Here is a 20,765-nt window from a genome sequence, read left to right on the forward strand (position 1 = left end):
TTACTTATCCGTTGAGCAGGTTGGCAACCATGACGCCGAGCGCCACCAGTCCGAGGGTGAAGATCACGCCGCGCAGTACCGGGGGTGAGAGCCGGCGCCCAACCTTTGCGCCCACAAAGCCGCCAATGAGGGAGCTGACGGCGATGAGGGCCACCACGGTCCAGTTGATCCGGCCGAAGGCGAACAGCAGGTATGAGGCGGCCGCAAACAGATTTACGCCCAGCACCAGGATGTTCTTCATGGCATTGGCGTTCTGGATGGTGCCGGTCATGAAGACGCCGAGGATGCCCACCAGCAGGATGCCCTGCGCCGCGACGAAGTAGCCGCCGTAGACCCCGGCCAGGTAAACCAGCACCACCAGCAGGATGCCGTGGTGCTTGTCCCGCAGCGCGTGCTCGGGGTTTTCTTCGCGGTTCCGCACCCACTGCTGGAGCTTTGGCTGGAACACCACCATCAGCAGGGCCAGGACAATAAGCGCCGGCGCCGCGTAATGAAACACCTGCTCCGGCAGGTGAAGCAGGAGCCAGGCTCCGCTGATGCCTCCCAGCAGGGACGCCGGAAGCAGCCGCAGGAGCTGGCGGCCGCGGCCCTTCAGCTCGCGCCGGTAACCCCAGGCGCCAGCGGCACCGCCGGCAACGAGGCCCATGGCATTGCTCATGGAGGCCGTCACCGGTGCGATGCCCAGGGCGATCAGCACCGGGAAGGTGACGAGGGTTCCTGAGCCTACAACGCTGTTGATGGTGCCGGCCCAGAGGCCGGCAAAGAACACAATAATCCCGCTGAGAAACTCCACGCTGTGCAGGCTGCCCCGCTAGCGGCGGGCGGTTGCCGTGTAGCGGCCGGCGTTCACGGAGACGTCCAGGGGCAGGCCGAACGTCTCGCTCAGGTTGCCTGAGGTGAGCACCTCGTCGACGGGACCGGCAGCCACCACTTCGCCGTCGCGCATGAGCATTGCGTGGGTGAAGCCCGGCGGGACTTCCTCGAGGTGGTGCGTGACCAGCACGATCGCCGGCGCATCCTCGTCCATGGCCAGCTGGCTAAGGCGGTGCACGAGGTCCTCGCGGCCGCCAAGATCCAGGCCGGCGGCGGGCTCGTCGAGCAGCAGGAGTTCGGGGTCGGTCATCAGGGCCCTGGCGATCTGCACGCGCTTGCGCTCACCCTCGGAGAGCGTGGAGAACTTGCGGTTCAGGAGAGGGCCCATCCCCCAGTCGTTCAGGAGGGCGAAGGCGCGGCGCTCGTCGTCCTTCTCGTAGCCTTCGCGCCAGCGGCCGGTCACTCCATAGGCGGCAGTGACCACCACGTTGAGCACGTTCTCATATTCCGGGATCTGGGTGGCCAGTGCGGCGGAAGACAGGCCGATCCGCGGCCGCAGTTCGAAGACGTCCACCTTTCCGAGGCTTTCGTCCAGGATGCCGGCGATGCCGCTGGTGGGATGGAGCCGGGCGGCGGCAATCTGCAGCAGAGTGGTCTTGCCAGCGCCGTTGGGGCCGAGGATGACCCACCGTTCGCCTTCCCTGACCTGCCAGTCCACCTTGCTCAGGAGCGTTTTGGCTCCGCGCACAACGCTGACGGCGGCCATTTCAAGAACATCACTCATAGAAGTAGACACTAGGACAAAACAGGGTGTGACTGATAACTGGCCTGGCCGCCGTCGCGGGGCCCTCCTGTTTGTGTCATTATATGCGTATGAACGCAGATAAGAAGGCTTGCAGGCTCGACGTCGATAGCCAGTATGTGGAACTGGCGGTGGAGATCTTCGCGATGCTTGCGGACGCCACGAGGGTGCGGATCATCCTGGCGCTGCGTGAGGGTGAAATGGCCGTCGGGGCGTTGGCGCAGGTGGTGGGCAAGTCGCCGGCAGCCGTGTCACAGCATCTGGCCAAAATGCGCCTGGCGCGCATGGTTTCCACCCGCCAGGAAGGAACCAAGGTCCTCTACCGGCTCGAAAACGAGCACGCCCGCCAGCTCGTCGCGGATGCAATCTTCCAGGCCGAGCATGCGCTTGGCGGCCAGCCGGCCCACCACCGCACGAAGGGAACGGAATCATGAGTGAGCGCACGCAGACAACCGGACTGCCAGGGGGCGGAAACGCTCCGGAACACCATGACCGCGACCAGCCGCACGGCCACCACGGGCATGTCCATGACAATGACTACGGGCACGAAGCCCATCATGACCATCACCACGGCGACCACGGCCACGGCCATGGGCATGACCACTCACATGACCATGGGCGCACGCATCACAAGGGCCTGAAGGGCTGGCTTTACGAGCTGTTCATCCCGCACACCCACGATGCGGCCGACTCTGTGGACGATGCCCTGGAGGCAAGCTCGCAGGGCATCCGGGCCCTGAAGATCAGCCTGCTCATGCTGCTCGGAACAACGGTCCTGCAGTTCCTGGTGGTTCTGGTGAGCGGTTCCGTCGCATTGCTGGCGGACACCATCCACAATTTCTCCGACGCGCTGACCGCCGTTCCGCTGTGGGTGGCGTTCGTCCTGGGCCGGCGCGCGGCTACCCGCCGCTACACGTACGGCTTCGGCAGGGCGGAGGACATGGCGGGGCTGTTCATTGTCGCCGTCGTGGCACTCTCGGCGGTGGTGGCGGCGTGGCAGTCGGTGGACCGGCTGATCCACCCGCAGGCGCTCCAGAATCTTGGCTGGGTCATGGCCGCGGGACTGATCGGCTTTGCCGGAAACGAAGCAGTGGCGATCTACCGCATCCGGATCGGGCGCCGGATCGGTTCCGCTGCACTGGTGGCCGACGGCGTTCACGCGCGGATGGACGGTTTCACCTCCCTGGCTGTGGTCCTTGGCGCCGGCGGCGTCATGCTCGGCTTTCCCCTGGCGGACCCGATCGTTGGCCTGCTGATCTCGGCGGCCATCATCATGCTGCTGTGGGGCACGGTCCGCAGCATCGGACGCCGGCTGATGGACGGCATCGAGCCCGAACTCGTGGACCGTGCACGCGGCGCCCTTGAGGGAACGCCCGGTGTTGTGGAAGTGAGGCGCGTGCAGCTGCGGTGGGTCGGGCACCGGCTCCAGGGCGCGGCCACCATCGGGCTCGACGGCGGCAGCAGCCTGGCCTTGGCAGAACAGACCATGCGCGAGGCCCAGCACCGGCTTCGGCACGCCCTGCCCAAACTCGACGACATGGCTCTCACGCCCACGGCCGCGCTCAAGCGCCCGTCAGCTCAAGCGCGCCCCGCCCGGTAGCGCCGGACTGCGTCAGCGTTGCCGCACCGGGCTGAACAGTATGTCCGGTTTCCGCCGCGGCTCGTGTCGGCGAAGACGCGGTGGCGGTCCCGCCAGGCGCAGACGCCGAGCCGCTCGCCGGCGGCCTCGGTCATGAAGATGGCCAGTCCGCCGGCAGTGACCGCGCGCACCCTTTCAACCAGCGTTTCGCTGGCGTCCGCGAAGTGAAGGTGCGGGAGCATGTCGTCGTGGGTGGTGAGGAACACGCGCCGCACACCCGCCGCCAGCAGGGCGTTGACCGCTGAGCAGCGGGCCGCCTGGTCCCCGGCGGCGAAGACTGTCTGCAGCCGGACTGTCCACTCCCGGAGCTCGTTCCGGGACGCGGGTGTGACCCGGGGCGAGCGGAACAGGTGGTTTGCCAGGAGCTCCTGCAGCGCGTCGCTGCCCCACTGGCCGTCGGCAAGCATGTTGACGAGGGATTCCGCCAGCCGCACGCCGTGCATGTTGTCATGGTTGAACTGCATAAACCCATGACATCACAGTTGTCCTGTGGAGCTTTCCACAACGAGGACCTGCCCGAGGGGATCACACAAGTTGACCAGCACCGCCGAAGCAACCCGTTCCATCCAGCGCCGCATGGTGCGGACCTTGTCGGTCGCACAGATTTTCTCCGGCCTGGGCAGCGGCTCAACCCTTGCCCTGGGCTCCATCCTGGCTGTGGAGCTGTCAGGGTCCGAAGCATGGGCCGGCTCCGTGAACACCGCCCTGACCCTGGGCACCGCGGCCACGGCGATTCCGCTGTCCCGGCTGGCTCTGCGACGGGGACGCCGGGTTGCCCTCACCACCGGTCTGGCCGCGGCGATCGCCGGCACCTTCCTGATGGTCAGCGCCGTGACTTCCGGACTGTTTGTGCTTCTGCTCGGCGGGGCCTTCCTGGTGGGACTGGCGTCCGCGGTCAACCTGCAGGCCCGCTTTGCTGCCACCGACCTGGCCGAGCCGGAACACCGCGGACGGGACCTGTCGCTGGTGGTGTGGGCCATCACCATCGGCGCTGTCGCGGGGCCCAACATGGTGGCTCCGGGGGCAGTCCTGGCCGGCTGGCTGGCCATTCCCGCGTCTGCCGGGCCGTTCCTGATATCAGCGCTGGGGATGGTGGTCGGGGCCGCTATCGTGGTGCTGGCCCTGCGCCCGGATCCGCTCCTGACCCGGCGCGCGCTCGACGGCGGGAACCCGCTGCCGGGTGCACAGCGCTCCGGCACTTGGCGGGAAGGATGGCAGATCGTACGGCAGCACCCCAGCGCCCGCGCAGCGGTGATCGCCGTCGTCGCGGCCCACGCGGTGATGGTCGCCGTGATGTCCATGACGCCGCTGCACATGCAGCACCACGCCGGCCACACCGCGGGTAACCCGGACACCATCGCCCTGATCGGCCTGACCATCTCGCTGCACATCGCGGGGATGTACGCCCTCTCGCCGCTGATGGGCGTCCTGACCGACCGTCTCGGACCGCGGACCGCCGCGCTCGCGGGCCTGCTGACTTTGCTCGGCGCCGTTGCCCTGACCGGACTGGCATCGCAGAGCATGGGTTCGGTCACGGTAGGCCTGGTCCTGCTCGGGCTTGGCTGGTCGGCCACCACCGTTGCCGGTTCCACCTTGCTCGTCGCCACGCTCACCCCCGCTGAGCGCGTCCCGGTCCAGGGGTTCTCGGACGCCACCATGTCCCTGGCCGGCGCGGTGGGAAGCGCGCTGTCAGGACCCGTCATGGGCCTCACCGGCTACTCCGGCATCAGTGCCTTCGCGGCTGCAGTCATCGCTGCGGCGGGCGTGGCGTTGCTACGCCTGCGCGTCCGGAGTTGACGGATCAGCATCCGCCGAACTGCTGGGTGGCAGGCTTTCGGACGTTTTTTGATGCAGCCTCGCAGAGCCGTGCCGGGCCACATCGGTGAACATTGCCACCGCTGCCGCAGCGAGTGCCACGCCGAAGGACGCCACGACGTCGGTGAGCCAGTGATAGCCCAGATACAGCCGGCTTAAGCCGACCAGCGCCGTAACTGCAAGGGCCCCGGAGAACCCAAGCACCGCCGTCGTACGCGTTCCTGAGCGTGACACCACAAGGTAGGCGAGCACCACCGTGATCACGCCCACTCCCACGGTGTGCCCCGAGGGGAACGAGAGGGCATCGTCCGGGCCGAGCAGGAAGTCAGCAGCGGGCGGACGTGACCGGCTGACGAGCTGCTTGATGAGGGTGGTGAGGACCACGGCCAGCACGATGGCCCCCATGAGCACAGCAGGGCGCCACAGCTCACGCTTCCAGACGGCCCATGCCAGGGCGAACGCCGCACCGGCGACGGAAAGCACTTCCGGCGCGGTCACGGCGGACACGACCGAAAACAGCGCGGTGGCGGCAGGATTGCGCGAATCCACCAGCAGGCTGTGCGCAGTGCCGTCCATTGCTGCCAGCCCCGAGTGCGACTGGACGGCTGCGAACATGAGCCAGAAAACCGCGTCACCAACCACCAAAAGAGCCCCGGCCCAGCAGAAAAGTACCTGCTGCGACGCCCGTGGCAGGGGGCCCGGGCGCAGGCGGGCAGTCAGGGCAGAGATCATCAGACCATTCTGCCGGAATCCGCTCCCCGTTTGCCGGATGTCTGCTGGGAGCCGGCTGGGAAGGGTCGGGCGCAATGGATTCGGGAGGCGGGCCCTCGCTCGATAAGATTGTAGTCATGACTTCGAACGTGACTGCGGTCAGCTATGGCCCGAAACTGTCCCCCTCGGAACCGGAGAACCTGCGGTCCCTGCTGGCGGACTCCGACGCCGCCTTCGGAGAAACCTCAACCGCCGGCGACGGACGGTTCGAAGTCTGCACCTTGGACTTTTCCGTTCCTTCGGGGTCAGCCGCGGATATCGCGCGCCTGCGGCACGTGATTGCCGCCGCCAAGGAGAACGGTGGGCGCGCAGGAGTGGACACCGCCATTGTTCCCGCAGAACTGCGGCAGGCGGAGCGCAAGCTGCTCATCATGGACGTCGACTCCACCCTGATCCAGCAGGAGGTCATCGAACTCCTCGCCGCCTACGCCGGCAAGCGCGACGAAGTCACAGCCGTCACGGAGGCCGCCATGCGCGGTGAACTCGACTTCGCCCAGAGCCTGCACGCCCGGGTGGCCGTCCTGGCCGGGCTGCCTGCCGACGTCGTCGACTCCGTTTACTCGGAGGTGACGCTGAGTGAGGGAGCCGCCGAGCTGGTGGCCGCGTTCAAGGCCGCAGGCCATCCCGTGGCAGTGGTGTCCGGCGGCTTCAACCAGATCCTGCGCCCCATCGCCGAGGACCTCGGCATGGACTACTGGATCGCCAACGAACTGGAAATCGTGGACGGCGCACTCACCGGAAAGGTTGTCGGCGACGTGATCGACCGCGCCGCCAAGGAAAAGTACCTCCGCGAATGGGCCGCCGCTGAAGGCATCGCACTGGAGCACACCATCGCGGTGGGCGACGGCGCCAACGACCTGGACATGCTCGGCGCCGCGGGCATCGGGGTGGCCTTCAATGCCAAGCCCGCCGTCCTCGCCGTCGCCGACGCCGCCGTCAACATGCCGTACCTCGACGCGGTGCGGCACATCGCCGGCGTCTGATTTGGGCTAAAAACCCGACGGCGGCGTGAACTGGCTGGCCGTGAACACAGCCCCGCCGGGGTCCCGGATGAGGGCGGTCCGTGTCCATTCGGTGTCCTCCTGTCCGAGGACGTGGCCGCCGAGGCGCTCCGCCTCCCGGACAGCCACGTCGCGGTCGGCAACCGTGAAGGTGACATGCCAGTGCGGCCGCTCGCCCTGGGCGGCCGGGGCAAGCCAGCCCACAGCATCCTCAAAACCTGCGGGCACGGCGTCTCCCGATTGGCGGGCGCTGATGCCGGGGTCGATGGTGGCTTCCAGATGGTCGCCGTATCCGGGCCGGCGGATCATGGTGCCGAAGTCGAGCCGGTCGAACTGCCAACCAAAGGCCCTGGCGTAGAAATCTGCCGCCGCATCCGTGTGCGCTGTATGGAGGTCGCTGAAGTTCCAGCCGCCTGGCACATTAACCGCCTGGGCGCCCGGCCTCTGCAGTGGCTGCCAAAGGCGGAACTCCACTCCTTCGGGGTCGGCCAGCACGGCCCGGACCCCTCCGGCCCCGGTATCGGCAGGAGCGGATTTCAGGGTTGCGCCGGCGGACAGCAGGTGCCGCACCGCGGAGTCTGCATCCTCGACGGCGATGTACGTGTTCCACGCGGGCACGCCGTGGATGCCGGTTCCCAAACCGGTGATGGCGCCGGCCTCCTGGCCGGCGAGCCGGGCAATTACGTAACTGCCGCCGTCCCCCGGCGGTGCCGTACCGGCGTCGAACTCCCACCCGAACAATCCGCCGTAGAACCTCGTGGCCGCTTCGACGTCGGGTTGCTGGCTGTCCACCCAGCACGGCACGCCGGCCGGATAGGTCCGCTTCGGTAGCGCTGAATCCTCTGCCATGGCTATGACCCTAGGCGTCACGGGCCGCCCGGACAACGCCTGCGCGGCCTCAACTTGCGTGCTACTAGGGGACAGCGAAGGCCCGGCGCTGCTGCACACCGGGCCTTCGGAGATTTGCGGCAGGACCGCGGACAACTGCTTCAGTAACTAGCCGGCGTTCTTGCCGAAGTAGTCCGAACCGCCGGCGTATTCCGTGTGGCCGGACTCGACGTCTGCGGTAGCCATGCTGGCGACCACGGCGGCGAACTCCTCCACCGAGTACAGCTTGCCGGCCTCGGCGCGGCGCGCCTCGATGGCGCCCGGGTTGGAGCGGTCGAGCAGGGTGGCGGTCACGGTGCCCTCGATCATGTCGCCGGACACGACCACTAGGGAGATGCCCTTCTCAGCCAGGTTCGGCAGCAGTTCGCGGAGAGCGTCCTCGCCGGCGCGCTTGCTGCGGGCCACGGGCTCGTACTCGGGCATGGTGGGGACCGAGTTGATGAAGTGCGCCTGGTGGCTGGTGACGAACACCACGCGGGAGCCTTCCTTCATGAGGGGCACGGCGGCGTTAAGCATGTTGACCTGCGCGTCGCGGTTGAGCTTGAGGGCGTAGCCCTCCTCCATGCCCGTTTCCATGCCGCCCGAGGCGTTGAGGACCAGGATGTCCAGCGAACCGAAGTTCTCCATGGCGGCGCTGGCCAGCGCCTGCACGCCTTCCTGGGTGGTCAGGTCAGCACCGACGGCGACGGCACGGCCGCCGTCGGCCTCGATGCCGGCCACCACTTTGTTGGCGCGCGGCGCCTTCTGGCGGTAGTTAACGACGACGGCGGCGCCTTCGCCGGCGAGGATCTTGGCAACTTCGGCGCCGATACCGCGCGAAGAACCGGTGACGATGGCAGTCTTATTGTCGAGCTGTCCCATGTGGGCTCCCTATTCTCAGAGTCAAACTCTGTCTTGTTCTCAGAGTCAAACTCTGTCTTGAAACCTGTTGTTTTGTTCGAAACGTCTAATGCTTGGTGGCCTGCAGTCCATCATGCCAGCGGGAATGCCGGTTTCCTTTGTCGGAAGGCGACAAAGAAGCCGGTGCGCGCCGGAGGCGGAAGCAGGCAGGGATGGTGCGGGAGCCTAGTGGCCCATGCCCAGTCCGCCGTCGACCGGGATGACGGCGCCGGAGATGTAAGCAGCCTCGTCGCTGGAGATCCAGCGCACCACGTTGGCCACTTCCGAGGCGTCGGCGAAGCGTCCGGCGGGGATGCTGGCCAGGTAGTCCTTCTGCGTGGCCTCTGGCAGCTCAGCCGTCATGTCCGTGTTGATGAAACCGGGGGCCACGACGTTGGCCGTGATCCCGCGCGATCCGAGTTCGCGGGTCAGCGAGCGGGCGATGCCCACGAGGCCCGCCTTGGATGCGGAGTAGTTGATCTGGCCGGGTGCCCCGTACAGGCCGGAGACGGAGGAGATGAGTACCACGCGGCCCTTGCGCAGCCGGATCATGCCCTTCGACGCGCGCTTGATCACGCGGAAGGCTCCGGTCAGGTTGGTGTCGATGACGGACGTGAAGTCGTCCTCGCTCATGCGCAGCAGCAGCATGTCCTTGGTGATGCCGGCGTTGGCCACCAGCACCTCAACGGGACCGTGGGCGGCCTCCACCTCGGCGAATGCAGCATCAATGGAGGCTTCATCGGTCACATCGGCCTTGACCCCCAGGACACCGTCCGGCAGCTTGGATTCGCTGCGGTAGGTCACGGCCACCTTGTCCCCGTTGGCCAGGAATGCCTCCGCGATGGCCAGGCCGATGCCGCGGTTTCCGCCGGTGATGAGGACGCTGCGGGCCGTGGTTGCTGCTTCAGACATGTGTGCTCCGGATTTCCGCGGAGCATGGCTCCGCTATGGTGGCTGGATTTTGAACTGCCTCCGATCTTATCGTCCGATTGGGAGCCTCCTTCGGATGGTGAGAGAATTGGGGTAGCCATTGGAGCGTGATGAGACAGTCGTGACACCTGAAATCCAGCCCGGACCGCAGACGCCCGGGAAGCGTGACTCCACCGCCGGCCATCCGGAAGTCATCAGCATTACGGATGCCGCCGCAGCGCATTCCGAAGATATGCGGGAGCGCATGATCAAGTACGCCCTCGCCATGGGCATCCGCATGGTGTGCCTGATCCTGATCTTTGTGGTGGACGGCTGGTTCAAGCTGGTTGCGGTGGCGGGGGCGGTTTTCCTGCCGTGGATCGCGGTGGTGATCGCCAACGGTTCGGACAAGGCGGAGGTCCACAGCGAGGCGCTGCTCGACTACACGCCGTACGCTGAACTGGGAGCGGCTGGGGATTCCCGAACCGCGGAAAGCGGCGACACCGCGGATGAACCAACGGTGCTCCAAGGCGAGCTCATTGCTGATGACGAAGAAGACGACGACGGCCGGGGACAGAAAGCTTCATGAACATTTTCAACCTGGGTGGCGGCAGCGGGGATTTTGCCGGGCAGGCCTCCGCGGCCACCTGTTCCCGCAAGGCCTGCCGGGCTGACGCCTCGTGGCAGCTGCTCTGGAACAATCCCAAGATCCACACGCCCGAGCGCCGCAAGGTGTGGCTGGCGTGCGGTGAGCACAAGGCGTGGCTGGAGGACTACCTGCAGACCCGCGGGCTCTGGAAGGAAACCGTGCCCTTCGAGGCGGCGGAGCCAGGCGGGAACGGCTGAATGTACAAGTTCCTGTTTTCCAGCAAGTGGCTGGGCTACCTGCTGCTGGCCGCAATCTTCGCCACCGGCTGCGTGTTCCTGGGCCGCTGGCAGATGGACCGCCGGGCCGAAACGCTGGCGGAAATCCAGCGGGTCACGTCCAACTATTCGGCCACTCCGATCACATTTGCCGAGGCCCGCGGCCAGTTCGACCAACTGGACCCGTCCCGAGAGTGGACCCAGGTCCGGCTCCAGGGCACTTACGACGTCGACGGGCAGCGGATCGTGCGCAACCGCCCCCTGAACGGGCAGCCCGGCTATGAAGTGGTGGTGCCGTTCAAGCTCGCATCCGGCGAGACCGTGGTGATCGACCGCGGCTGGCTGCCGATCGGCAACAAGACGCCCGGCCGCCCGGATTCCGTTCCTGCACCGCCGTCCGGGCAGGTCACTGCAGTGGTGCGGCTCAAGCATAGCGAACCCACGCTGCAGCGCGGCGCACCGGAGGGCCAGCTGGCTTCCATTGACCTGCCCGCTTACGCTGCCGAACTCGGCTATCCGCTGCTGACGGGCGCCTACGGGCAGCTCGCCTCGGAGACACCGCCAGCCGCGGTCACGCCGCAGCCGTTCCCCGTGCCCTCGATGGACGAGGGGACGCACCTGTCCTATTCACTGCAGTGGTTCGCCTTTGGCATCCTCATGTTCGTGGCCTTTGGTTACGCGGCCCGGCAGCAGGCGCGCAACGCCGCGCTGGATGCCGAGGACGCTGAAGCGGCGGACGGCGAGCTTGCCCACACCGCCGCGGGAGCCCGCCGTCGTCCGCCGGCACCCCGAAAGCGCAAGCGGCCGACGGCGGAAGAAGAGGAAGACGCGATCCTGGATGCCCAGGGCTACTGACGACAGGAGCACGGAGATGCTTGCCGACCCCGTGGCCAACGTGCGCCGCGCCCTGACCGCAGCCGGTGCCCGTGACACAGTCACGGTTCTACCCGGAGCGGTTCCGACGGCGGCTGCCGCGGCTGACGCGCTTGGCTGCGACGTCGCTGCCATCACGAACAGCCTGGTGTTTGAAGTGGACGGCACTCCCCTGCTGATCCTCGCCAGCGGTGCTGCCAAGGTCGACGTCAGGCTGGTCGCCTCCCAGCTGGGCACGGGGCGGATCCGCCGTGCCGCGCCTGAGTTCGTGCTGCACCATACGGGCCAGGAAGTGGGCGGCGTTGCACCCGTCGGGCATCCGGCCAGGATCCGCACGCTGCTGGACGCTTCGCTCGAGGAACACGCAACGCTCTGGGCCGGGGCCGGCGACCACCACTCCATGTTCTCCATCAGCTACGGCGAGCTGCAGCGCATCACGGACGCGCACGCGCTTCGCGTGCGGTAGGGGCACAGGTCCTGGTCCTCGCCTGCGGATGGAGTCAGGCGTGAAGGGTGGGCCGGTAGATGAGCTCCTGGGTGTGGCCGTCGAGCGTCCGGCTCTCGATCAGCTCAAGGTCGAAATCGGCGGCGCCTTGGAAGATTGGCTCTGCCCCGGTCTGACCGGTGATTACAGGGAAGACGGTTACCTGGACACGGTCGACGAGTCCGGCGGCCATCAGTGCCCGGTTCATTGACAGGCTGCCGTGGGAGCGCAGCGGCACCTCTGACTCTTCCTTGAGCCGGGCGACGACGTCGACCGCGTCACCACCTACGAGGGTCGCGTCCGGCCAGTCGAGCGGTTCCTGCAGTGTTCTCGACACCACCGTTGCCGGCAGATTCGTCATCCGGGTGACCCATGGATCTCGGACCTCGGACGTTTCGCTGCTCGCGGCCAGCATCCGCTCGAACGCCCGGTATGTGTTGGCCCCAAAGACCATCCGCTGCTCCTCGCCGTACAACGCGAGGCGGCGCTCGAGCAGTTCGGGGCCTTGCTTGCCCCAGTAGCCGCCCCAGTTGCCGGTGTGGGAGCCGAAGCCGTCGAGGCTGCAAAAGACGTCGAAGGTGTAGGTAGCGGCCATGGTGCTCTCCTCGATTGCGTCAGATCGGGCTTGGAAATGCTGATGTCACAGCGGGACGAGCCTAGCCACCGAATCCATGGCTGGCCACCACGCTCGGTCAAGGTTTACGACAGGCGCAGCATCGGGCCCCTGGGATTGCCCTCCAGCCAAGGCCACCCCCTAGGGTGCCGCCACGCTGCAGTCCACCGGCAGGGTGGTACTGCGGCACAGATCTGACCCCCGATTTCGGGGAGTCGCCAGGCGACAGCCCCTGCCAGCCCGATTGCCTGGCGGCCGATCTAAGTCTTCCCCGCTCTGGCTTCGAGGAACCCATCTGTGAAGCCAGCAGGAAGCTCAGTCCCGGTGGGGTCGTGAGCGGAAGTATTGGTTGCGGCGGGGTTTTCGTCCCGGGTCGAGTTCTGGTGGTGGTTTGAACCAGGGGACTTCGTTGGTGACTTCGATGGTCCAGTTTTCCTTATGGATCAGGTGGTGGTGATAGCTGCAGAGGAGGACGCCGTTGCCGGTGCTGGTGGGTCCGCCGCGTGACCAGTAGGTGATGTGGTGGGCTTCGCACCAGGGTGCGGGCATGGTGCATTGCGGGAACGCGCAGCCTTGGTCGCGGGCCATGATGGCTTTGCGGATGTGGGGCGGGAAGATCCGTGAGGCGCGGCCGACGTCGAGGATGCGGCCGCCGGTGCCGAGGACGACGGGGATGAGGTCGGCGTCGCAGGCGATTTTGCGGATCGTGGCCGGGTTCACCGGCCCGCTGAACGCGAACAGGGCTGTGCCGTCGCCGGTTCGGGCGGCGTTGAGCGGACCGGCGGAGGCTGGCTGCAGATCCTGATCGCCTTGGGCCCACTGTGTGTCCAGCGCTCCTTGGAGACTGGCGGTGCTGGGCTGGCCCAGCCATTGCTCGACTCTGGCGAGCAGGTCGCGGTAGTCGATGGTGACCAGGATCTGCGGGCGGTGCCGCCGTTGGCGGGCAGGGCGTCGGTGGTGAGGGCGGTTTGGCAGGCGCCGACGAGCCCGTCGAGGCGTTTCTGCCCCTGCGACCGGTGATCCAGGTCGATTTCCGGTACACCCGGGCTGTCCCACCGGGCAAGGACAGCATCAGCATCCGCCGCCCGCTCCCGTCGCCGCCAGCACCGTGGCCGCCATCGCCGTGGCCCCCGTTCCCGCCATCGCCGTCGCTGCCATTCCCGTCTGCGTGTTCCGGGGCCGGGGTGCGGGGGTTGGTGGCGGTGTTCATGGCGGTGGTGAGGGTTTCGAACTGTTCGGGGGTGGCGAAGATTTCCAGGTGGTGCAGGCCGTGTTTGGGGCGGCGGATGAAGGCGCCCTGGATCTGGCGGAGCGCGGGTTCGGAGGGTTCGGGGCCGTCCTGGTCGATCGCCTCGGCCCAGTGCCGGGCGACGCGCGTGACGAAGTCGGCGTCATTGTCGATCGCCGTTTGAGTGAGTTCGTGTTCCATCGCGGCGGTGCGGGCCGGGGTGGTGAAGTGCCGGGCCCGGTCCAGGGCGAGGGTGATCGTGGTCGCGGCACGGGAGCTGACCTGGGCGGTGCTGACCGCCGTCGCGAGTTCCCCGTAGCGGGGCGGTAGCTGTTGGCCGCCGAATCCTGCCCTGGGAAGGATGGAGTCGGCCAGGGTGAGGCGGCGGCGGGCCTCGCAGGCGCTGATGCCCAGCCTGGTCCGAAGGAAATCCACGGTATTCCGGGAACCATCAGCATTGGGGTCCGCATCCGGGACGGGAACGGCGTCGGGGACCAGGGGTGCCGCGGCGGCGGTGAGGGCCGCGGTGCGGGACCTCTCCACGGCACCGGCGGCGACTACCTGCAGATGCTCCACCCTCCGGGAGAGCCGCTCAACCCGGTCCGCGAAATCAGCAGACCGGCCAAAGCTCCACAAGGCGGTGTCCTCGGCGGTGATCGTTTCCGAGTCCAGCGCAGCTATGGCCTGGTCAACCGCGTCCAGCTCAGCAGGGACGCTTTGAAGGGCGGTCGCGCCAATGGAAGCCGGCCCAGGGCTTTGGGCGGAAGCGAACCTGCGGGCGCCGGGCTGCTCGGCCCGGTCTGCGGCGAATCCCCCAATGGCTTCCATAAACCCATTCTGATCGGGGGGTCTGACATTAATAGACCCGCCGTCCGGCGCCCAACCGTCGGGTGAACCGCCGTCGGAAGCCCCAGCAGTGAGCCAGCCACCGCCGTCGTTCCCCGAGACGGAAGCGAACGCACCGGCACCGGGCCCTAAGGCCCGGTCTGCGGTGAATCCCCCAACGGCTTCCATAGAAACAGTCTGATCCGGGGGTCTGACATTTAAGGGCGCAGCGTCAGTCCCGCCACTGCGAAGGCTACGCCAGCGTGATGAGGTCCAGGTAGTCCTCGTTCCACAGGTCCTCAACGCCGTCGGGCAGCAGCACCACGCGCTCGGGGTTGAGTGCCTCGACGGCGCCTTCATCGTGGCTGACCAGGACGACGGCGCCGGTGTAGTTCCGCAGGGCGCCCAGGATCTCGGCGCGGCTGGCGGGGTCGAGGTTGTTGGTTGGCTCGTCGAGGAGGAGCACGTTCGCACTGGAGGCCACGATGGTGGCCAGGGCCAGACGGGTCTTCTCACCGCCGGAGAGCACGCCGGCGGGCTTGTCGACGTCGTCGCCCGAGAACAGGAACGAGCCCAGGATGCCGCGGACCTCCGCGTCCTTCATGTCCGGCGCGGCGGAGCGCATGTTTTCGAGGACGGTGCGGTCGTGGTCCAGGGTTTCGTGCTCCTGGGCGTAGTAGCCCACCTTGAGTCCGTGGCCGGGAACGATGTCGCCGGTGTCCGGCAGGTCCACGCCGGCGAGCATGCGCAGCAGGGTGGTCTTGCCGGCACCGTTAAGGCCGAGAATGACCACCTTGGAGCCGCGGTCGATGGCCAGGTCCACGTCGGTGAAGATCTCCAGCGAACCATAGGACTTGCTCAGTCCTTCGGCCGTGAGAGGCGTCTTGCCACAGGGCGACGGATCCGGGAACCGCAGTGCTGCCACGCGGTCCTGCTCGCGGACGGCCTCCAGGCCGCTGAGCAGACGCTCGGCGCGCTTGGCCATGTTCTGCGCGGCAACGGCCTTGGTGGCCTTGGCCCGCATTTTGTTGGCCTGGTCCATCAGGACCTGGGCCTTCTTCTCGGCGTTGGCGCGTTCGCGCTTGCGGGCGCGCTCATCCGTCTCGCGCTGCTGCAGGTAGCGCTTCCATCCCATGTTGTAGAAGTCGATCTGGGCCCGGTTCGCGTCCAGGTGGTAGACCTTGTTGACGGTTGCTTCCAGCAGCTCTACGTCGTGGCTGATCACGATCAGGCCACCCTGGTGGTTCTTAAGGAAGTCACGGAGCCAGGAGATGGAATCGGCGTCGAGGTGGTTGGTGGGCTCATCCAGGAGCATGGTTTCCGCGCCGGAGTAAAGGATGCGCGCCAGTTCCACACGGCGGCGCTGACCGCCGGACAGTGTCTTCAGCGGCTGGTTGAGGATGCGCTCCGGCAGTGCGAGGTTGGAGGAGATGGCGGCCGCTTCGGCTTCCGCCGCGTACCCTCCCCCGGACAGGAACTCCGCCTCGAGCCGGTCGTACCGGCCCATGGCCTTGCGCTGGACCTCCGGGTTGTCGCTGGCCATGTCGGCCTGCGCCTTCTTCAGCTTGCCGACGACGACGTCCAGTCCGCGGGCGGACAGGATCCGGTCCCGCGCCAGCTGCTCCATGTCCGGTGTGCGTGGATCCTGCGGCAGGTAACCGATCTCGCCGCTGCGGGTCACCTTGCCGGCGGCAGGCAGGCCCTCGCCCGCGAGCACGCGGGTCAGCGTGGTCTTGCCGGCACCGTTGCGGCCCACCAGTCCGATCTTGTCACCCTTGTCGATCCGGAAGCTCACCTGGTCCATGAGCAGGCGGGCGCCGGCACGGAGTTCAAGTTCCTGAACGGTAATCACAGCAGGTAAGGCCTTTCACAACAGGGAATGCCGCAGCACGGCGGGTTGCATGCCGCGGGCCACAAAGCAAGGAACACCGGGGATGCCGGCCGGAGAACGGCCCGTTCAAGTCTACCGGCCTGTGCAACACGCCCAGAACCGGATTCCGTGAGGAGGGGCGGAGTAATTGTGCCCACGGCTAGACCCGCGGCGGTCCCTCTTGTAGAACAGCAACAAAATGCACCTGTTGGCGGACCAGTAACGTCGACAGGAGCCGATAATTGTTTGTACCCCTTCGACAGGACTTCCCATGACCCAGACACCCTCCGCCGGCGCCCTGCACCCGGCCAAGCGCCGCCGCTGGAACGCCACCGACCTCGGCCTCATTGCCGTCTTCGCCGCGCTCGTGGCAGCCGCAGCACTGGTTGCGGCCATCCCGGTGGGTGGCCTTGGCGTTCCGATCACGCTCCAGACCCTCGCAGTCATGCTGACCGGGCTCGCCCTCGGCCCCGGCCGCGCGTTCGCCGCCGTCGGCCTCCACACCCTGCTTGGGCTCGCCGGACTTCCGATCTTCAGCGGCGGACGCAGCGGCCTGGGAATTTTGGCCGGACCGTCGGCCGGCTACATCATCGCCTTCCCCCTCGCTGCCGCGGCGGTGGGCTGGCTGGCCGCCGTCATTATCCGTCGCACCGTGAAGTTCCGTGCCGCCCTGCTGTTTGCAGCCGCCATGGTGACCAGCATTGTGCTGATCCACGGCCTGGGCATCGTAGGCATGATGGTCAACGCCAAGCTGGACTTCGCCAAGGCGTTCCTGGCCGATCTCCCCTTCTACCCCGGCGACATCCTCAAAAACGTGCTCGCCGTCGCGGTGGCCATCGCCCTGCACAAGGCCTTCCCCGACCTGCTGGTCCGCCGCGTCCGGCCGCTCCCCCAGACGCCGGTTACGCAGCCCTCCGCAACGCAGCCGCCGGTGACGCAGAAGCCCGAGGCACAGAAGGCCGAGACGCCGGAAGCCTCCACCCAGCAGTGAGCACCATCTCTCTGAGGAACGCAGGGGTCAGCGTGGCCATCGACGGCCAGGCTGACCCCAAAGTTCTGCTCCAGGACATCTCACTGGAACTCACCGAGGAGCGCATCGGTGTGATCGGGGCGAACGGTTCCGGCAAGTCGACGCTCCTGCGCATGCTCAACGGCCTCGTTGCCCCGACGGCAGGGACCGTGACCGTCAACGGTGCCGACACTGTCCGCAACGTGCGCGCGGTGCGGCAGCAGGTGGGCTTCGTCTTCACCGACCCCCTCTCCCAGCTGGTCATGCCCACGGGGCGGGAGGATGTTGAGCTGTCCCTCCGGCGTTCGGTGCGGAACGGGAAGGAGCGGCGCGCGCAGGCAACCGCCGCCCTCGACCGGTTCGGGCTGCTGCCGCTGGCGGACCAGAGCATCTACGAGCTCTCCGGCGGTGAGCGTCAGCTCCTTGCCCTGGCGTCAGTGCTCGCGGTGGAACCCGATGTGCTCGTGCTGGACGAGCCTTCCACGCTGCTGGACCTCCGGAACCGCGAGCTGCTGCGCCGCACCGTAGCCGGCCTCAGCCAGCAGGTGATTATGTCCACGCATGACCTGGAACTGGTGCTGGACATGGACCGGGTACTGGTCGTTGAGTCCGGAAAGATTGCGTACGACGGCGGTGCTGCCGCCGCCGTCGAGCATTACCGCTCGCTTTCCGTTCGGAGCCTGTCTGGCGGGGATTTTCTGTGAGGGGTCACGGCTTCCTGCTCGCCAACTATGTGCCGGGCACTTCCCTGATCCACCGGATGCCGCTGTGGCTCAAGTTCCTCCTCGTCCTGGCCTGCGGAGCCGCCTCGTTCCTCATTGTCGATTGGCGGCTGGCGGCCGCAGCACTCACCGTTCTCTGCGTTCTGTTCCTGCTCAGCGGCGCCGGGGCTGTGCGCCTTTACCGTGCCGTGAAACCGCTGCTTCCCATCCTGCTGGTGATCGGGGCCTTCCAGTGGTGGCAGCTGGGCGCGCCCGTTGCCGCGCGGATCGTTCTGAACATTCTGCTGTGTGTCGTGGCGGCGTCGCTGCTGACCGCCACCACGCCACTGCACCGGCTGCTCGACGGCGTCGTCTCCCTGGCGCGCCCGTTCCGGCGCTTTGGCGCTGATCCCGAACGTTTCGCCCTGACCATTGCCATCATGCTCCGGAGCATTCCGTTCATTGCCGGGGCCTTCGCGGATGTCCGGGACTCGGCCCGGGCACGCGGACTGGAACGCAACCCGCGGGCCCTGGTCCTGCCGGTGTTCATCACCACCGTGGCGTATGCCCGGCACACGGGCGAGGCGCTGGCCGCCCGCGGACTGGGCGAACCGGAGGACTGACGGGGTCATCCCCCAACTGGGTCGCAGCACAGGGCGTTCCGAGCGCTCAGAAACCTCACAGCTGCGACCACGTTGGTTTACCGCCGGGCAGGTCCGGTGGACTGCCCTTCCTCGAACCGGCAGATCACCACGGCCTGGCGCATCGGTTCGCCCCGTTCCTCGAGCTGGTCGACGAGGGTCTCCACGCCCATCCGCCCCAGCTCAGTACTGGGCAGCGTGAGGACGGTCATCCTCGGATCCGTGGCAGCCACGTCCGGCGTTGAGCCGATGAGCAGGACCGACATATCCCCGGGAACGTCGATGCCGTGCTTCTCCAGGCCATTGATGAACCCGAACGACGCGTTGTCGTTCATGAGGATCACGGCCGTCGTGTCCGGGGCTGTGGCAAGGAGCCTTTCGGCGGCGTCCTGGCCGGATACTGGCGACTCCTCACACGAGATGTGGATGGATTCCAGCCCGCGGCGCTCCACCTCCGCGGCAAAGGTCGCCCGGCTCCGCACGACCGGACCGTAGCCGCTCAGTGCATGCTCGGCCCCGCCGCTGTCCACGAAGCAGAACCTGCGGTGGCCGAGGCCCTCAAGGTAGGAGACCGCCTCGACCATCGAATTCTCAAAATCTACGTCCACGTAGGGCAGCTGCTCCGGATGCCGCGTCCGCCCAATCAGTGCGAACGGCATGCTGGAACGCTGCAAAGTTGGATCCGAAGCCGCGATGAGAGGAATTAGGCCACCCCTGATCCGCTCAACGTTCCGCACATCGGCAGGGACAACGTCCTATCGGTGTACTACTCGAACGTGCCGGCCGTCCTGGTCGGCGCAGCGTCCCCGGTAGTCAGCGGCGGCCCCAAGAATCGCCTGTGGGCGGATTCGTTCTCAGATAGGACCCCCAACGGACGCAATGCCCTGTTGACTTCGGTCATGCAAGAATCGCCGCATGGATGAGGATGAGCGGCGGATAAGGGACCACTTGATGATCGTCGATGCCCTGGTGCGGGCGGTGAATCGGCGTGACGAGGTCTTTCAGGTTATTGAGGATTCAGAGGACGTGGACGAAGCAAGACGTCGGGTGGGTCAACTGTTGGGTGTGGGAGAGTTGGGCAGCCGGGCTGTCCTTGACATGCAGGCTAGAAGATTCACCCGCGACCACCGTCAGCTGCTCGCTGCCGAGGCAGAACAACTTAGATCAAGGTTGCCTGATGGCCGCTGAGGACCTCCTGTTCTCCCTCGATCACTGGTTCCTCGTCCTCCGACATAGATGCTGCGGCTCAGCCATTCGACTTCCCGCTTCCCCCTTTTGGAGTAGACCAAGGAAACTGGACTGGTTGAGGTTAAACAGTGGACGCCCGGCCGTGACCGAGGGCCTGGCTTACCTGGGTCGGCCTCGCCGCCCAGAACAATGTGCCTGAAAATGGAGGTACCACCATTGCCCACTCAATCCCGTCTTGCCTCTCTTGAAGGTAAGGAATGAAGGGAACAGATATGGCGAAATGTAAGTGGCATGACGACTGGGTGCTGTACCTGATACCGCCAACCCTCTTCGCGATGTTCCTGGTTTGGCTCATGAGGGACGTCTGGCGCTGGTTCTGACAAGGGTCCATAAAAGGTCTAGTTCTCGGCTGGCGGAGCGGATACCGCTTCCCGGACCTTTTCCAGCGTGGCAGGACTTGCGGCGATTTCGATGGTGCCGGCGTCAGAGCTCAACCTCATGGCTTGGAACAGGAACTGCGTCACATGTTTCTTGTCCTGGCGGTTGAGGCTCCTTGGCACGGTTGTAACCTCAAGCCCCGTGAGGACAGTGCTACGCCCGGAGGGTTCGAGGGTGTCGTAGACCGACGGCTGAAAATGAATGGATCCCGGTGCAAGCGTTGCAGTGCCCATATTCCAGATTCCGCTCAATGATCCGGGGCGGCTTCAGGATACCGGAGGTACATCAACACCTGCCCTGCTTCCGCCAGCCTCTCCTCGGTCTTCTTCCGTCTCCTTACGAAGACGTACCCAACGGCCGCTACGCTGATCGCCCAAAACGTAGCACTCACGGCCGCCTCATCAAACGGGTCCCCAAAGGCGAGCTGGACCATCAAGACAAAACCCCATCCCAAGGCCAGTACGAGGATGGTGAGCAGAATGGGATGCTTGTTCCACCAGGCGATCATGATGGA

Annotated in this window: 25 protein-coding genes and 1 pseudogene; 12 read left to right on the plus strand and 14 right to left on the minus strand. The window is 66.5% G+C overall.

Annotated features, from left to right (window positions below; translation table 11 throughout):
* Positions 1-4: 4 nt before the first annotated feature.
* The gene (locus tag BWQ92_RS21335) at positions 5-793 is read right to left on the minus strand and encodes a sulfite exporter TauE/SafE family protein (protein WP_076803022.1); all 789 of its coding nucleotides are present in this window, start codon (positions 791-793) and stop codon (positions 5-7) included.
* 18 nt (positions 794-811) lie between these two features.
* Positions 812-1,597, minus strand: a complete 786-nt coding sequence (locus BWQ92_RS21340; protein WP_076803024.1) for an ABC transporter ATP-binding protein — start codon at positions 1,595-1,597, stop codon at positions 812-814.
* 89 nt (positions 1,598-1,686) lie between these two features.
* On the opposite strand from BWQ92_RS21340, the gene BWQ92_RS21345 reads away from it, so the two are divergent.
* Together BWQ92_RS21345 and BWQ92_RS21350 are read left to right on the plus strand one after the other, a co-directional pair.
* Entirely contained in the window at positions 1,687-2,049 is a 363-nt protein-coding gene (locus BWQ92_RS21345; RefSeq protein ID WP_083706388.1) for an ArsR/SmtB family transcription factor, read from the plus strand.
* Positions 2,046-3,215 (plus strand): cation diffusion facilitator family transporter, encoded by a 1,170-nt coding sequence (locus BWQ92_RS21350; protein ID WP_083706389.1) that lies wholly within the window; start codon positions 2,046-2,048, stop codon positions 3,213-3,215. The genes BWQ92_RS21345 and BWQ92_RS21350 overlap by 4 nt, the downstream gene beginning before the upstream one ends.
* On the opposite strand, the gene BWQ92_RS21355 is transcribed toward BWQ92_RS21350, so the two are convergent.
* Positions 3,194-3,718: a CGNR zinc finger domain-containing protein gene (locus BWQ92_RS21355; protein ID WP_076803028.1), complete on the minus strand. Its 525-nt coding sequence runs from the start codon at positions 3,716-3,718 to the stop codon at positions 3,194-3,196. The genes BWQ92_RS21350 and BWQ92_RS21355 overlap by 22 nt on opposite strands.
* A 70-nt stretch (positions 3,719-3,788) precedes the next feature.
* Between BWQ92_RS21355 and BWQ92_RS21360 the strand changes: the two genes are divergently transcribed.
* Positions 3,789-5,051, plus strand: a complete 1,263-nt coding sequence (locus BWQ92_RS21360) for an MFS transporter (protein WP_076803030.1) — start codon at positions 3,789-3,791, stop codon at positions 5,049-5,051.
* Here the strand turns inward: BWQ92_RS21360 and BWQ92_RS21365 are convergent.
* Positions 5,028-5,801 carry a phosphatase PAP2 family protein gene (locus BWQ92_RS21365; RefSeq protein WP_076803032.1) on the minus strand — a complete coding sequence of 258 codons (774 nt, stop codon included), beginning with the start codon at positions 5,799-5,801 and terminating at the stop codon, positions 5,028-5,030. The two genes, BWQ92_RS21360 and BWQ92_RS21365, sit on opposite strands and share 24 nt — an antisense overlap.
* Positions 5,802-5,917: 116 nt before the next feature.
* On the opposite strand from BWQ92_RS21365, the gene serB reads away from it, so the two are divergent.
* The gene (gene serB / locus BWQ92_RS21370; RefSeq protein WP_076803034.1) at positions 5,918-6,823 is read left to right on the plus strand and encodes a phosphoserine phosphatase SerB; all 906 of its coding nucleotides are present in this window, start codon (positions 5,918-5,920) and stop codon (positions 6,821-6,823) included.
* Positions 6,824-6,829: 6 nt separating this feature from the next.
* On the opposite strand, the gene BWQ92_RS21375 is transcribed toward serB, so the two are convergent.
* From BWQ92_RS21375 to fabG, 3 genes are all read right to left on the minus strand, one after another.
* Positions 6,830-7,690, minus strand: a complete 861-nt coding sequence (locus BWQ92_RS21375) for a VOC family protein (protein ID WP_076803035.1) — start codon at positions 7,688-7,690, stop codon at positions 6,830-6,832.
* Between the two features lie 147 nt (positions 7,691-7,837).
* Positions 7,838-8,590 carry an SDR family oxidoreductase gene (locus tag BWQ92_RS21380; protein ID WP_076803037.1) on the minus strand — a complete coding sequence of 251 codons (753 nt, stop codon included), beginning with the start codon at positions 8,588-8,590 and terminating at the stop codon, positions 7,838-7,840.
* 204 nt (positions 8,591-8,794) lie between these two features.
* Entirely contained in the window at positions 8,795-9,520 is a 726-nt protein-coding gene (fabG, locus tag BWQ92_RS21385; protein WP_076803039.1) for a 3-oxoacyl-ACP reductase FabG, read from the minus strand.
* Between the two features lie 139 nt (positions 9,521-9,659).
* Here fabG and BWQ92_RS21390 point away from each other — a divergent pair, with 139 nt between their 5' ends.
* From BWQ92_RS21390 to BWQ92_RS21405, 4 genes are read left to right on the plus strand one after another with little or no spacing between them, the layout of a single operon-like run.
* Positions 9,660-10,106, plus strand: coding sequence for a DUF3099 domain-containing protein (locus BWQ92_RS21390; protein WP_076803040.1), 447 nt, complete (start codon positions 9,660-9,662; stop codon positions 10,104-10,106).
* Positions 10,103-10,363, plus strand: a complete 261-nt coding sequence (locus BWQ92_RS21395; RefSeq protein ID WP_076803041.1) for a hypothetical protein — start codon at positions 10,103-10,105, stop codon at positions 10,361-10,363. Before BWQ92_RS21390 ends, BWQ92_RS21395 begins: the two co-directional genes overlap by 4 nt.
* A complete protein-coding gene (locus BWQ92_RS21400) occupies positions 10,364-11,236 on the plus strand; it encodes an SURF1 family cytochrome oxidase biogenesis protein (protein ID WP_076803043.1) in 873 nt (290 codons plus the stop codon). It begins immediately after the preceding gene.
* 16 nt (positions 11,237-11,252) lie between these two features.
* The gene (locus tag BWQ92_RS21405) at positions 11,253-11,720 is read left to right on the plus strand and encodes a YbaK/EbsC family protein (protein ID WP_236783022.1); all 468 of its coding nucleotides are present in this window, start codon (positions 11,253-11,255) and stop codon (positions 11,718-11,720) included.
* Between the two features lie 34 nt (positions 11,721-11,754).
* Here BWQ92_RS21405 and BWQ92_RS21410 read toward each other — a convergent pair whose 3' ends face one another.
* The 4 genes and pseudogenes from BWQ92_RS21410 to BWQ92_RS21420 all read right to left on the minus strand — a co-directional run bounded on the left by BWQ92_RS21410 (position 11,755) and on the right by BWQ92_RS21420 (position 16,256).
* Complete coding sequence (locus BWQ92_RS21410) at positions 11,755-12,333, minus strand: dihydrofolate reductase family protein (RefSeq protein WP_076803046.1); 579 nt, start codon at positions 12,331-12,333, stop codon at positions 11,755-11,757.
* Between the two features lie 333 nt (positions 12,334-12,666).
* Positions 12,667-13,071: an HNH endonuclease signature motif containing protein gene (locus tag BWQ92_RS23690; RefSeq protein WP_076799514.1), complete on the minus strand. Its 405-nt coding sequence runs from the start codon at positions 13,069-13,071 to the stop codon at positions 12,667-12,669.
* 508 nt (positions 13,072-13,579) lie between these two features.
* A pseudogene (locus tag BWQ92_RS24770) lies at positions 13,580-14,764 on the minus strand (DUF222 domain-containing protein); the annotation flags it as partial.
* Complete coding sequence (locus BWQ92_RS21420) at positions 14,658-16,256, minus strand: ABC-F family ATP-binding cassette domain-containing protein (RefSeq protein ID WP_076803050.1); 1,599 nt, start codon at positions 16,254-16,256, stop codon at positions 14,658-14,660. The pseudogene BWQ92_RS24770 and the gene BWQ92_RS21420, both read right to left, overlap by 107 nt.
* Before the next feature lie 289 nt (positions 16,257-16,545).
* Here BWQ92_RS21420 and BWQ92_RS21425 point away from each other — a divergent pair, with 289 nt between their 5' ends.
* The 3 genes from BWQ92_RS21425 to BWQ92_RS21435 are packed head-to-tail and all read left to right on the plus strand — an operon-like array spanning position 16,546 to position 18,607.
* Entirely contained in the window at positions 16,546-17,265 is a 720-nt protein-coding gene (locus tag BWQ92_RS21425; protein WP_076803052.1) for a biotin transporter BioY, read from the plus strand.
* Positions 17,262-17,987 carry an energy-coupling factor ABC transporter ATP-binding protein gene (locus tag BWQ92_RS21430; RefSeq protein WP_076803054.1) on the plus strand — a complete coding sequence of 242 codons (726 nt, stop codon included), beginning with the start codon at positions 17,262-17,264 and terminating at the stop codon, positions 17,985-17,987. The genes BWQ92_RS21425 and BWQ92_RS21430 overlap by 4 nt, the downstream gene beginning before the upstream one ends.
* On the plus strand, positions 17,984-18,607 hold the full coding sequence (locus tag BWQ92_RS21435) for an energy-coupling factor transporter transmembrane component T family protein (RefSeq protein WP_076803056.1): 624 nt from the start codon (positions 17,984-17,986) through the stop codon (positions 18,605-18,607). Before BWQ92_RS21430 ends, BWQ92_RS21435 begins: the two co-directional genes overlap by 4 nt.
* A 77-nt stretch (positions 18,608-18,684) precedes the next feature.
* Here the strand turns inward: BWQ92_RS21435 and BWQ92_RS21440 are convergent, their stop codons facing one another.
* Positions 18,685-19,284 carry a substrate-binding domain-containing protein gene (locus tag BWQ92_RS21440; protein WP_157365224.1) on the minus strand — a complete coding sequence of 200 codons (600 nt, stop codon included), beginning with the start codon at positions 19,282-19,284 and terminating at the stop codon, positions 18,685-18,687.
* Positions 19,285-19,540: 256 nt separating this feature from the next.
* Here BWQ92_RS21440 and BWQ92_RS21445 point away from each other — a divergent pair, with 256 nt between their 5' ends.
* The gene (locus tag BWQ92_RS21445) at positions 19,541-19,813 is read left to right on the plus strand and encodes a DNA gyrase subunit A (RefSeq protein ID WP_076803059.1); all 273 of its coding nucleotides are present in this window, start codon (positions 19,541-19,543) and stop codon (positions 19,811-19,813) included.
* A gap of 398 nt (positions 19,814-20,211) precedes the next feature.
* Here the strand turns inward: BWQ92_RS21445 and BWQ92_RS23700 are convergent, their stop codons facing one another.
* Together BWQ92_RS23700 and BWQ92_RS21455 are read right to left on the minus strand one after the other, a co-directional pair.
* Positions 20,212-20,373: a hypothetical protein gene (locus BWQ92_RS23700; protein WP_157365225.1), complete on the minus strand. Its 162-nt coding sequence runs from the start codon at positions 20,371-20,373 to the stop codon at positions 20,212-20,214.
* A gap of 125 nt (positions 20,374-20,498) precedes the next feature.
* Positions 20,499-20,759 carry a hypothetical protein gene (locus tag BWQ92_RS21455; protein ID WP_076803063.1) on the minus strand — a complete coding sequence of 87 codons (261 nt, stop codon included), beginning with the start codon at positions 20,757-20,759 and terminating at the stop codon, positions 20,499-20,501.
* Positions 20,760-20,765: the final 6 nt, after the last annotated feature.

It is taken from the genome of Arthrobacter sp. QXT-31 (assembly GCF_001969265.1).
Lineage (GTDB): Bacteria > Actinomycetota > Actinomycetes > Actinomycetales > Micrococcaceae > Arthrobacter.